Source organism: Maribacter sp. 2-571 (genome assembly GCF_050589625.1).
Taxonomy (GTDB): domain Bacteria; phylum Bacteroidota; class Bacteroidia; order Flavobacteriales; family Flavobacteriaceae; genus Pelagihabitans.
The window spans coordinates 98,487-111,392 of record NZ_JBNGOP010000011.1; the positions used below are offsets into that span (position 1 = coordinate 98,487).

A 12,906-nucleotide genomic window follows, 5' to 3' on the forward strand; every position below is an offset into this window, starting at 1 on the left:
TATTTCGGCACAATAGGAAATACTAACATAAAATACGCTCTCAAAAATGCCCAAAAGAAAAGATTTAAACTCCATTTTGATTATTGGTTCCGGTCCTATAATAATAGGTCAGGCCTGTGAGTTCGACTACGCAGGTTCACAGTCGTTACGATCGTTGCGTGAAGACGGTATTGAAACTATTTTGATCAATAGCAACCCGGCTACCATTATGACCGACCCTTCCATGGCCGATCATGTGTATTTGAAACCTTTGAATACCAAGTCGATCGTGGAGATCTTAAAAGCGCATCCACAAATTGATGCTGTGTTACCTACTATGGGCGGGCAAACGGCATTGAACCTTTGTATCGAAGCGGACGAAAAAGGGATATGGGAAGATTTTGGGGTAGAGTTGATCGGGGTCGATATCGACGCCATTAATATTACCGAAGACCGTGAAAAGTTTCGCGAACTGATGCTCAAGATCGGTATCGGTATGGCACCACAGGCAACGGCTACCTCCTTTTTAAAAGGAAAAGAGATCGCTCAGGAATTCGGTTTCCCCTTGGTCATCAGGGCATCCTACACCTTGGGCGGTGCGGGAGCGTCAATCGTATATAAACCAGAAGATTTTGATGAGCTGTTGAGTCGTGGGTTAGAGATTTCCCCGATTCATGAGGTCATGATCGATAAGGCTTTAATGGGCTGGAAAGAATATGAACTGGAATTGCTTCGGGACAAAAATGACAATGTGGTCATTATTTGTACTATTGAAAATATGGATCCCATGGGCATCCATACCGGAGATTCAATTACCGTTGCTCCCGCAATGACGTTATCGGACCGTACCTTTCAAAAAATGAGGGATATGGCCATTAAGATGATGCGCAGTATCGGCGACTTTGAAGGAGGTTGTAACGTACAGTTCGCCGTGAGCCCCGATGAGGCCGAAGACATCATTGCCATTGAAATCAACCCAAGGGTTTCCCGTTCTTCCGCATTGGCATCGAAGGCCACGGGATATCCCATAGCAAAGGTCGCGACCAAGTTGGCCATCGGGTATTCATTGGACGAATTGGAAAACCAGATTACACGTTCCACCTCGGCCTTGTTCGAGCCTACCTTGGATTATGTTATCGTAAAAATACCACGGTGGAATTTTGATAAGTTCGAAGGTTCGGACCGTACCTTGGGCCTACAAATGAAATCGGTAGGAGAGGTGATGGGCATCGGCCGATCCTTTCAGGAAGCGTTGCACAAAGCGACCCAATCGTTGGAAATCAAACGAAACGGACTTGGTGCCGATGGCAAAGGATATCGGGATTACGATCAGATTCTTGAAAAACTGGCAGTACCCAGTTGGGATCGGGTATTCGTCATTTATGATGCGATCCAAATTGGGATTCCGTTGAGCCGCATCCATGAGATTACCAAAATAGACATGTGGTTCTTAAAGCAGTATGAAGAACTACACCTTTTAGAGAAGGAAATTTCAAAATATACGATAGCCACCTTATCGCGGGAGTTGCTTTTGGAGGCCAAACAAAAAGGATTTGCAGATCGGCAAATTGCCTACATGCTCGATTGTTATGAAAGCGAGGTGTACAATAAAAGAACCGAATTGAACATTAACAGGGTGTATAAGCTCGTAGATACCTGTGCTGCGGAATTCAAGGCCTTGACACCCTATTATTATTCGACCTTTGAGGCGGAGATCGAAACTGCTGACGGTAAGCGCTATGTAGAGAACGACAGTGTGGTTACCGATAAAAAGAAAATAGTGGTGCTCGGTTCCGGACCCAATAGGATCGGACAGGGAATAGAGTTCGATTATTGCTGTGTGCACGGTGTGCTGGCAGCTGCCGAATGTGGGTACGAGACCATAATGATCAATTGTAATCCAGAAACGGTTTCTACCGATTTTGACACTGCTGACAAACTGTATTTTGAACCGGTGTTCTGGGAACATATCTATGATATCATCCGTCACGAAAAACCGGAGGGCGTTATTGTACAATTGGGAGGGCAGACCGCCTTGAAATTGGCCGAGAAACTATCCAAATACGGGGTGAAAATTATCGGAACAAGTTTCGAATCCTTGGATTTGGCGGAGGACCGTGGTAGTTTTTCCACCTTGCTCAAGGAAAACAATATTCCCTACCCAAGGTTCGGCACTGCGGAAACCGCTGATGAGGCGCTGCAACTTTCTGATGAACTCGGATTCCCGCTATTGGTTCGTCCCTCTTACGTTTTGGGAGGTCAGGGTATGAAAATTGTAATCAATAAGGAGGATCTGGAATCGCATGTAGTAGATCTGTTGCGAAAGATACCCAACAACAAACTGTTATTGGACCACTACCTCGACGGTGCCATCGAAGCCGAAGCGGATGCCATATGTGATGGCGAAAATGTACAGATTATCGGTATTATGGAGCATATTGAGCCCTGCGGAATCCATTCCGGAGATTCCAATGCTACGTTGCCCCCTTTTAACTTAGGAGAATTTGTACTGCAACAAATAAAAGACCATACCCGGAAAATTGCCTTGGAACTGAATACGGTAGGTTTGATCAACATTCAGTTTGCGATCAAGGATGACAAGGTGTATATCATCGAGGCGAACCCACGGGCCTCTCGAACGGTTCCTTTTATTGCAAAGGCCTACAAACAACCTTATGTGAATTTTGCAACGAAGGTGATGCTAGGGGAGAACAAGGTGACGGACTTTACATTTGATCCACAGCTGGAAGGCTTTGCCATTAAACAGCCTGTTTTCTCGTTCAATAAGTTTCCGAACGTGAACAAAAATTTAGGCCCCGAGATGAAGAGTACCGGAGAGAGTATTTTGTTCATCGATAGCTTAAAGGACGATCAGTTTTACGACCTATACCATCGTAGAAAAATGTACTTATCTAAATAAGACCGATAGGAAAAGGGGGAGCGTACATCCTTGGAAATACAATAATGAAAATCCCGCACATGGTCATACGGTCCCTGTACGGGATTTTGAACTATTATACCATTTCAAACTTAATATGGTATTTATTAGCAGTTGGTGTTTGAGGCGGTGGTAATTAAGAAGTTTATGGTCCGATCTACTACTGCTGGTGTTCTTAAAATGCGAAAGTGCCCTGTGTCCGTAATTTCTTGAAATTCAGAATTTGCCCATTGATGATGTACATTTTTTGACCGTTCGATAGGAATGACCTTGTCGTTTTTATCATGAATGATCAAGGCATGGTCAACGTTGATGTTTTTAACAAAAAAGCTCACATTGGTCGTTGTAAGGTCCAATTGGGTTTGATTGCCAATATGTTGTATCAATTTGGCCTTCACTTTTGGGGTAATTCCTATTTGTTCGCAAACGTCGTCGATACGCTGGCTAAATTTATCCGGAACGGTAAGCAATACATATTTCTTCAAAGACAAATCCCGGTTTTCGTATAGCGCATAGGTAACGGCAACGCCACCAAAGGAATGGCTTATCAGTTTGGTTACCCGGTATTTTTGTATCATAAGGCCTACCAATTCCGTGAACTCAAAAAGGTTGGTGTTGCCGCGGCTGCTATACCCGTGCGAGGGAGCGTCAAAGGCATATACCGTATAACCCTTGGAAAGCAAAGGGGCGATAAAGTCCGAAAAATTTCCTGCTTGCCCCTCCCAGCCGTGGACGAGCAAAACGCGCTCGGCACCATCTCCCCATCGATAGCATTGTATGCTATGGGTTTTAAAGGCAAGGGTTTCCTTGGTACTTTTTTCCAGAACGGCTACTTCATGGCCCCGTAATTTTCGTACTTGCGGATTGGACAGTTGGTTGAAGGCAAATTTTACGACCCTATTCGGAAAAAGGAGGGAAGCGAGCCGAACCAATACTTTTTTCATCTGTTTAAAATTTTACTGTTTTCTGAAAATGAAGAAACTAAAAGTTTCTGCTCATTTCATACCATTGTTGATTCGCCTTATACCGTTTCAAAGTTAAAATGATATCAATTATACCAGACCGCATATCCCTTGCGTCGAAGCTCCAGTGCCAAGGTAGCTTCCATTTTTAATGCCTCCGCCCTTGAATCAATGGAGGAAATATGTTGGTACAGACTGGATCTCAAATACATTCCATATTTTTGAACGATTTTGGCGGCAAGTCCGTGTCCCTTTTTGTTAACGTATCCGTTTTTATGTTGCGCAAAACGTTCTTTAGGGGTTTTGCTGGTCATTCCTACGTAGAGGCATTGCAATACCCCGTTAAACTGCGGATTGGCCTCGCGGAACCTTCTGTCTTCCGTAAATACCCGTTTCGAAAGTTCTATTACATAAATGCTGTATTTCGTTTTTGGCATTTTTTGGAAACGATTTAGATTGCTTAGCCTACTAACACCAGAAATGGTATAAAACCGTTGTGCGGAATGGCCCAATAACCGCTATATACCCCATAATCGCAATTCACTCCAGAATTCCGTTAAGCCTCCCATTCGGTATGGAAAATGCCTTCCCTGTCGAGCCGCTCATAGGTATGGGACCCGAAATAATCGCGTTGTGCCTGAATAACATTGAGTGGCAAGCGGGAGGAGGTATAGGCGTCAAAATAGGTAAGGGAGTTTGATAGCGCTGGCAACGGAATGCCATTTTCGGCACCGTAAGCGACCAATTTTCGTGCTGCACCAACGGTACTCCTTACCTTTTCGATAAAGGATGGTGACAACAAAAGGTTTGGCAGGGAAGCATCTTCTTTGAATGCCTCGGTAATATCGGCCAATAGCCCGGCCCGAATAATACAACCTGCACGCCAGATTTTTGCAATGGTGGCAATATCCACATCATATCCATATTCTTTAGAGGCATCTGCCAATTGATGGAGCCCTTGGGCGTAGGTGATGATAAAGGCGAAATACAGCGCTTCTTCCGAAAGTTTTTCCAACACCTTCTTGTCCATTTTTTTAACCTGCGGCCTGTCATACAACGCATCTGCCCGTACCCGTTCTTCCTTTAGGGCGGAAATCTCGCGCATGCTAACGGCAATATCAATGGATGGTACCGGTATTCCAAGATCCATGGCGTTTTGTGAAGTCCATTTTCCGGTCCCTTTTTGTTTGGCCTTGTCCAGAATTTGATCGACCAGTCTTCCATCACCAAGTGGGTCTTCCTGTTCAAATATTTCAGAGGTGATCTCTACTAAAAAAGACTGTAAACGTCCTTCGTTCCAGTTGCTATAGGTGCGATGCAGTTCATCATTGGAAAAATCCCCACCTTTTTTAAGTACGTCGTAAATTTCCGAGGTAAGCTGCATCAAACCATATTCGATGCCGTTATGCACCATTTTAACATAGTTTCCGGCAGACTTTGGTCCCAAATACGCAACACAGGGTTCTCCTTTGTATTTCGCGGATACCGCTTCAAAAATAGGTTGTACGGCGGCATACCCTTCTTTAGAGCCTCCGGGCATGATGCTGGGTCCCTTGCGGGCTCCTTTTGCACCTCCCGAGACCCCCGCACCAAAAAAGTGGATTCCTTTTTCGCTAAGGTAGGCCTCGCGCCGATCGGTATCGGTAAAAAAGGAGTTACCGCCGTCAATCAAAATATCGCCCGCATCGATATGTGGCAATAGTCCTTCGATTACCGCATCCACGATCTTCCCTGCAGGAACGAGCATCATGATTTTCCTGGGTTTCGATAGCGCGGCTACAAAGGTGGCTACGTCGGTAGTAGCGTTTACCTTGTCCAAATCGCCGCCTTCTTCCCTTAAAGCGTTTACCTTCTCCTCATCAAGATCATTACCATAGGCCGTAAAACCGTTATCGGCCACGTTCAATATAAAATTGCGTCCCATTACCCCAAGACCTATCAAACCAAAATCGTATGCTTTTTTCATTTCTTTTACGGATATGTTAGTGCTACTGTCGCTTGTTTCAAAATTAAATGAAAATATTCAGTTTTAAGCGCCATTGACTTGGAAACTCCGACAGGTTGGCTATATTTAAATAATGGGAGGGGCTCCCATTACGGAATATTATATAGAAGCAAGTAAATGAAGAAGACAGCTAATCAAATGCTCGTTATTTTTGGCGCCTCGGGCGACCTCACCGCACGAAAACTAGTGCCTGCCATATACAATTTGTTCAAAGGGGGACACCTGCCCGAAAACTTTGTAGTACTTGGGGCAAGCAGGTCCAACCTCTCCGATGAAGACTTTAGAAAACGGGTAGTGTTGGAAAGCAGCTACTTAAAGAACGATTTAAAGGAAGCCGCCGCCGATGTGATCGAGGCGTTTGCGAACAAGATTTTTTATACGGACCTGGGTAGCGATTATGATACCGAGTACACCCAGTTGGCCGAACGCATCACGACCTTGAACAGCGAACACGGCACGGACCATAACTATATCTTTTACCTTTCAACACCGCCAAGCTTGTATGAGGCGATTGCCAAAAATATCAGCGAACAACAATTAGCATCCGAGGAAAAGGGATGGAAACGATTGATTGTTGAAAAACCTTTTGGCTATAGCTTGGAAACCGCCAAGCAATTGAATGACGGACTTCACAAGTATTTTAAAGAACCGCAGATTTACAGAATCGACCATTATTTGGGAAAGGAGACCGTACAGAATCTGCTCGTCACCCGTTTTGCCAATAGCATTTTTGAACCGCTTTGGAACCGAAACTATATTCACCATGTGGAGATCACCAATGCGGAAAGCGGTGGTGTCGAAAAAAGGGGAGGCTATTATGATAAATCGGGCGCTTTGCGGGATATGTTTCAAAACCATCTACTGCAGATAGTATCCTTGGTGGTTATGGAACCGCCTATAGGAGCAAATGCCGAGGAGATTAGAAACGAAAAGGTGAAGGCCTTGAAATCTTTACGGGTGATGCGTGATGCCAAAACACTACATGAAAACACCATACGCGCACAATATGTCAGCTCGACCATCGATGGTGAGCGGGTAAACGGATATCGCGAAGAAGAAGGAGTGGATCCCGATTCTACCACGGAAACGTTTGCCGCCATTAAGTTTTTTGTAGACAATTGGCGATGGGCCGATGTTCCCTTTTACGTACGTACGGCCAAGCGTATGCCGACAAAAGTAACCGAGGTGGTCATCCATTTTAAATCGCCGCACCACCAAATTTTTAGGGATGCCGGGGTTAACGACAAGGCCAATAAATTGGTCATACGCATACAGCCCGATGAAGGTATTTTGATCAAGTTTGGGGTAAAGGTTCCCGGTCAAGGGTTTAAAGTAGAACGGGCAAACCTCGATTTTTACTATTCCAGTTTGGCCGAGACCCATGTTATGGAAGCCTATGAGCGGTTATTGTTAGATGCCATGCAGGGTGATGCTACATTGTACGCACGGGCAGATGAAGTAGAGGCCGCTTGGGAATTTGTAGATCCCATTTTGGAGTATTGGAAAAATTCGGACGAGAAGGTCTACGGGTATTCTGCGGGGGTATGGGGGCCTGAAAACAGCCATGATCTGATCGAAGGAATAGGGGAATGGCGCAATCCGAGCAAAAATTTGGCGGATGATCCGGGATTCTGCGTCATTTGTTAGCACGGCCGAACAAACTTAAAAAAGGCGATACTTTTTACGGCCCAAAAGAAAGTTTCGGTAGAATAGTAAATGTGAAGCGTAACAAACGTTTCGGTAATACTTGTAAATGAAAACAAAAATAGCAACGGACAAGGCAAATGTTGCGGTGGATTTTTCCCGTTATTTGGCCATTTTGATTTCATCGAGAAAAACGGTGCACATCGCTTTATCGGGCGGTAGTACGCCCAAAGTAGTTTTTGATGAACTGGCCGCCAACTTTCAGGCCGATATCGACTGGTCCAAGGTGCATTTGTATTGGGGCGACGAACGCTGTGTTCCTCCGGAAGATGATCAAAGCAATTATAAGATGACAGAGACCCATCTGTTGTCCAAAATTAAGATTCCAAAAGAAAACGTACATCGGGTGCTTGGGGAGGACGATCCTGAAAAAGAGGCGGCCCGTTATGCCGCGCTGTTGGAAGACCATCTGCCTTCCGTGGACGGACTTCCGCAATTTGACCTGGTCATATTGGGGATGGGGGATGACGGGCATACCGCTTCCATTTTTCCACATGAAATCGCCCTTTGGCAATCTGAAAAGTACTGCGAAGTGGCCACACATCCCGATAGCGGGCAAAAGCGTATTACCATTACCGGCAAGCTAATCAATAATGCGGTTATCGTCGCTTTTTTGGTCACCGGTAAAAACAAGGCCCCAAAGGTAGCGGAGATCATCCATAAAAAGGGTTCGTTCGAAGCATACCCTGCAGCTTTGGTAGCCCCAAAAAGTCAGAAGTTGCTCTGGTTTTTGGACGCTGAGGCGGCCCAAGGGCTTAAAACATTTTAACTTTGAAATAGCACTAATAAATGGTTTCTTTTTCAGTTATTCTTCTTTAAAAAGCCTGTCCCCAGCTTGACTGGGAATCTAACCGTAGCTACGACTATGCTTCCATTTTTCGCCTTGAATACCTAAAAAATAATTCTATTTCTATACGTACAATTTCAATGTTAAAATGGTATTACTTGAGTGCTATCTTAAGATTTTCATCGGCCAATCCATTTTGGTATTTGGAAGCGTCAAAGTTGTTTTCGTCAAATTTGGTATCCCTTTTAAAAGCGGCCTCCTTTCGGAACTTGCTCCTTGCAAAACGGCGAATGCCCTGTTCGTCCTGTACTAAAAGTCCCGGAACGGGAGTACTGTTTCCTTCGTCATCTTTGGCGACCATGGTAAAGTAGGAGGAGTTGCAATGCCTTTTTTTTCCGCTGGTCACGTTTTGCGATTCCACGCGAACACCCACAACCATTGAGGTACGGCCGGTATAGTTGATAGATGCCTTAAGGGTCAACAGTTCACCGACCTCTACCGGACTTAAAAAATCGACCCGGTTCACCGATGCGGTCACACAGTATTTTTGGGAATGTTTGGAGGCGCAGGCGAACGCTATTTGATCCATTAAACTTAAAATATGGCCACCGTGGATTTTGCCCCCAAAATTGGAGTGGGAGGGTAGCATCAATTCGGTAATCGATACCCTTGACTCCCTGGCCGTTTTGTATTCTTTCATCTGTTTAAGATTTTGTTGCGCTCTGAAAATGAGTAAACCAAAAGTTTCTGCTCATTGCACACCCTTAATTTCTCAAATGTGGCGACCGCTCTTTTTCAACTTGGGTTACAAAATATTTGGTATCGCCCAGCCAAAAGAAAGTGGCAAAACGTTCTGTATAATGTAGTTTTACATAATTCCCCTGATATTCCTGAAGCTTTTCGATAACTTGTTCGTCCTTGTCGAGTACGGAAAAAGTAAAAATTTGCGCCCCGGAAACGCCTTGACTAATTTCCCCTTCCCAAGTTTTTACTACTACCCCTTTGTGACTAATTTTTATCAGCTCGCCAGAGCGTACCCCTTCGCTATAGGGAACAAAATAAATGAAGGCGTAGTATACCGCCAATATGACCATAAGGCCCAAAATTGCTATTGTAATTATTTTCTTCATGTATTGTTTTTACGGTGTCCTAGGAATTTGTTAAGAAGTGCTGTATATAAGAGGTACGGCCGTTAGATGACTTAAATTTGCTATTTTTCAACCAGTTTTTTAATTTTTATTTTTTAACCACTAACCACTAACCACTAACCACTAACCACTAACCACTAACCACTCACTAAACCTTCCCTATTTCTTCAAAATCGTCTTCCTGGGCCCGCTTTAAAATGGGGTCGGGAATCGATTTTTTTGCCTTTGCCCCCATCTTTTTCAGCTTTTCGATACTGATAACGATGTTACCACGACCTTCCACTAGTTTGTTCATGGCCCCTTTATACTCCGATTTTGCCTCGTCCATCTTTTTCCCCACCTTGGTCAAATCGGTTACAAAACCTTCAAACTTATCGTACAACGCTCCCGCCTGCCGTGCAATTTCTATGGCGTTCCGTTGTTGTTTTTCATTGTTCCACATGCTGTCGATAGTGCGTAGGGTCGCCAATAGGGTAGACGGTGTTACAATAACGATATTTTGTTCAAATGCCTTATTGTACAACAAGTTGTCATTATTGATGGCAATCGCAAAAGCGGGTTCTATGGGTACGAACAAGAGTACAAAGTCCGGGCTTTCCATTTCATAAAGGTCCTCATACTTTTTTGCGGAAAGTTGGTCAACATGTCTTCTTAGGGAATTGATGTGATCTTTCAAATGGCGGGCCCTCAAATCGTCATCTTCCTCGTTTACATAGCGCTCATAATCGGTAAGCGAAACCTTTGAATCGACGACCATTTTTTTTCCATCGGGAAGGTGTATGATTACATCGGGCAATACACGGTTCCCTTCTGCCGTAGTAAAATGCTGTTGTACGGAATATTCCCGATCTTTTTCCAGTCCCGACTTCTCCAAAACCCGTTCCAATACCAGTTCTCCCCAGTTTCCCTGCATTTTACTGTCCCCTTTCAAGGCTTTGGTCAGGTTTTCGGCCTCCTGTGTAATCTTTAGGTTTTGCGACTGTAAATTGAGTAGTTGTTCTTTTAGGGCGGAATGGATGCTGATGTTTTCCTTTTGACTTTCTTCTACCTTTTTTTCGAAAAGTTGTATTTTTTCGTTTAGCGGTGTCAAAATGTTCTTGATGTTCTTTTCGTTTCTTTCGGTAAACTTCAAGCTTTTTTCCTCCAATATCTTATTGGCCAAATTTTCAAATTCTTTGGTGAATTTTTCTTGCAATTGCTCCACCTCCTCTTTTTGCTCCCTATTTTTCAATCGTAGGTTTTCCATATCGGCTTCTGTACGGACGAGTTGGTTGCCCAAATTTTCTTTTTCCTGCTGTAGCCGATTTTTGTGTTCTTCCGAATCGGCCAGCCTATCTTCCAGAGCGGTCAGGCTTTGACGGAGCTGTTGCTCCCTTTCGTGCAATGCGCTTTGGTGCGACTGCGTCTTTAGTTTTTGGATGTAAACCCCTAATAGATACCCTAATGCCAAGCACAAAAGGGTAAGTAATGTATAGATCAAATATGGGTCCATTGCAACGAGCGGTGTTTCCCGTAAAGATACGGGATCACCCGGAAAAAGTGAGACGTCCATAGGCTTACTTTTGTATGCGAAAGCTATTGGTATTTGCATCGAAGACTACGGTGTCCGATGGAAAAAGGGTATCAAGATGTCCGTTTTTCGTAAGCTCGGACGGTTTTCCGAAAGGGTTGTCCGCTCCATTGAGGATAAGCAAGGTATCACAGAGCTGCAGGCACATTTCTATCTCATGGCTGGTAAAAAAAATGGTCTTGTTCGTTTTATGGGCAATACTTCTGAGAAGTTTGAAGATACCGACCTTATGATAGAAATCCAAATGGGTGGTCGGCTCGTCCAGCAACATGATATCGGTATCCTGCGCCAAAGCCCTTGCAATCAATACGCGCTGCAATTGTCCATCGCTTAACGTATGGCACTTTTTTTGGCTAAGTTCCCCTAGGTCCAACATTTTTATGGCCTCCGCTATTTTTTGTGTATCGTTCTTGGTCAGTGTTCCTATCCAGTTGGTATAGGGCTGTCTGCCAAGGGCCACTAATTCCGATACGGTTAAATTTTTTGTGGCCAAAGGTTCGGTCAATACCAGGCTTATAGTGGTAGCAACCTTTTCAGAGGCTAATTGGGGTAACGGAACACCATTTATCTTAATTTCCCCAGAAAGCGAGGGGTGTATGTTTCCCAGGGTCCGTAACAAGGTCGATTTTCCGACACCGTTACCGCCGACCATTGCCGATAACTCACCTGCCCGTAGGTCCAATGTAATGTCGCCTATAATAGGTTCCGCTCCGTAACCTATGGCCAGCTTTGTAGTACTCAGAGTAATATGTTGTTCTTTAGTCTTGATGGTTTTTCAGGTATGCGTTAAAACACTATGTTACGTTTACGGAGCAATAGCCAAATGACAACGGGCGCGCCAATGATACTGGTAATGGCATTTATCGGAAGTACTGATGCGGAACCGGGCAATTGTGCCACGGCATCACAAAGTAACATTAAAATCGCTCCATAAAGAAACACGGCCGGAATCAGAATTTTATGGTCATTGGTATTAAAGAGTTGGCGGGCAAGGTGTGGAACCGCAAGCCCGACAAAGGCGATGGGACCGGCAAAAGCCGTAATCCCACCTGCAAGTAGCCCTGCTGCCGCTAGTATCAGGTATCTGGTTTTTTTTAACCGGATACCCATACTCTGGGCATAGTGCTCCCCCAGCAATAAGGCATTCAACGCCTTTATGGATAATACGCCCAAAGAAGTACCCAATATAACGATTCCCGAAAGCAGTGCAACTTGGTTCCAGCTTAAGTTCCCTACGCTTCCAAAGGACCAAAAAATGAATTGTTGGAGCTGTTCCGCACTGGAAAAATAGGAAAGTACACTTACCATGGCCGCGGTAATGCTGCCGAACATCAAACCAATGATCAGCAGGGCCATGGTATCCCTAATTCTTGTGGCCACAAGGATTACGGCGAACAATACAATAAAACTTCCAATACTTGCCGCAAGGATTACCGTTAGGTCGTTCACCAAATAAAAAGCGGTTCCCCCCGATAACAAGGTTCCGCCCAGTAGCAATAAGGCCGCACCTAAGCTGGCCCCGGAACTTATCCCCAAAACAAAAGGCCCGGCCAAGGGATTGCGAAATAAGGTCTGCATTAGAAGACCGCTGATGCCCAGACCGCTTCCGACCAATATGGCGGTAAAGGCTTTGGGGAGGCGGTAGTCCCAAATAATATAGGACCATGATTCGTTAGATGCCTCCCCAGAAAGAATGTTCAAGAGGGCTTTAAAAGGGATGTTTACCGATCCTAGGCTAACGTTTAGGAGTAGGCTACAAAGCAAAGCCGTACCAAGCAGTAGGAAAGAATATCTGTTGCTGGTAGTCCGCATC

Annotated in this window: 11 protein-coding genes; 3 read left to right on the forward strand and 8 right to left on the reverse strand. The window is 44.7% G+C overall.

The window, feature by feature from the left end; translation table 11 throughout:
• Nucleotides 1-46 precede the first annotated feature (46 nt).
• On the forward strand, nt 47-2,899 hold the full coding sequence (gene carB, locus ACRD7P_RS09860; protein ID WP_430907390.1) for a carbamoyl-phosphate synthase large subunit: 2,853 nt from the start codon (nt 47-49) through the stop codon (nt 2,897-2,899).
• Nucleotides 2,900-3,024: 125 nt separating this feature from the next.
• Here carB and ACRD7P_RS09865 read toward each other — a convergent pair whose 3' ends face one another.
• The 3 genes from ACRD7P_RS09865 to gndA form a co-directional block, all read right to left on the reverse strand.
• Entirely contained in the window at nt 3,025-3,861 is an 837-nt protein-coding gene (locus ACRD7P_RS09865; RefSeq protein WP_430907391.1) for an alpha/beta fold hydrolase, read from the reverse strand.
• Nucleotides 3,862-3,965: 104 nt separating this feature from the next.
• Nucleotides 3,966-4,316 (reverse strand): GIY-YIG nuclease family protein, encoded by a 351-nt coding sequence (locus ACRD7P_RS09870; RefSeq protein ID WP_430907392.1) that lies wholly within the window; start codon nt 4,314-4,316, stop codon nt 3,966-3,968.
• 119 nt (nt 4,317-4,435) lie between these two features.
• The gene (gndA, locus tag ACRD7P_RS09875; protein WP_430907393.1) at nt 4,436-5,845 is read right to left on the reverse strand and encodes an NADP-dependent phosphogluconate dehydrogenase; all 1,410 of its coding nucleotides are present in this window, start codon (nt 5,843-5,845) and stop codon (nt 4,436-4,438) included.
• A gap of 156 nt (nt 5,846-6,001) precedes the next feature.
• Between gndA and zwf the strand changes: the two genes are divergently transcribed.
• Both zwf and pgl read left to right on the forward strand, forming a co-directional pair.
• Nucleotides 6,002-7,531: a glucose-6-phosphate dehydrogenase gene (gene zwf / locus ACRD7P_RS09880; protein WP_430907394.1), complete on the forward strand. Its 1,530-nt coding sequence runs from the start codon at nt 6,002-6,004 to the stop codon at nt 7,529-7,531.
• A 106-nt stretch (nt 7,532-7,637) separates the two neighbouring features.
• Nucleotides 7,638-8,357 carry a 6-phosphogluconolactonase gene (gene pgl / locus ACRD7P_RS09885; RefSeq protein WP_430907395.1) on the forward strand — a complete coding sequence of 240 codons (720 nt, stop codon included), beginning with the start codon at nt 7,638-7,640 and terminating at the stop codon, nt 8,355-8,357.
• Nucleotides 8,358-8,529: 172 nt separating this feature from the next.
• On the opposite strand, the gene ACRD7P_RS09890 is transcribed toward pgl, so the two are convergent.
• The 5 genes from ACRD7P_RS09890 to ACRD7P_RS09910 form a co-directional block, all read right to left on the reverse strand.
• A complete protein-coding gene (locus ACRD7P_RS09890; protein WP_430907396.1) occupies nt 8,530-9,075 on the reverse strand; it encodes an acyl-CoA thioesterase in 546 nt (181 codons plus the stop codon).
• A 64-nt stretch (nt 9,076-9,139) separates the two neighbouring features.
• A complete protein-coding gene (locus ACRD7P_RS09895; RefSeq protein ID WP_430907397.1) occupies nt 9,140-9,505 on the reverse strand; it encodes a 6-phosphogluconate dehydrogenase in 366 nt (121 codons plus the stop codon).
• Nucleotides 9,506-9,671: 166 nt separating this feature from the next.
• The gene (gene rmuC, locus ACRD7P_RS09900; protein WP_430907441.1) at nt 9,672-11,015 is read right to left on the reverse strand and encodes a DNA recombination protein RmuC; all 1,344 of its coding nucleotides are present in this window, start codon (nt 11,013-11,015) and stop codon (nt 9,672-9,674) included.
• Between the two features lie 64 nt (nt 11,016-11,079).
• Nucleotides 11,080-11,775, reverse strand: coding sequence for an ABC transporter ATP-binding protein (locus ACRD7P_RS09905; protein ID WP_430907398.1), 696 nt, complete (start codon nt 11,773-11,775; stop codon nt 11,080-11,082).
• A 104-nt stretch (nt 11,776-11,879) separates the two neighbouring features.
• Entirely contained in the window at nt 11,880-12,905 is a 1,026-nt protein-coding gene (locus ACRD7P_RS09910) for an iron chelate uptake ABC transporter family permease subunit (RefSeq protein WP_430907399.1), read from the reverse strand.
• Between the last annotated feature and the right edge of the window lies 1 nt (nt 12,906).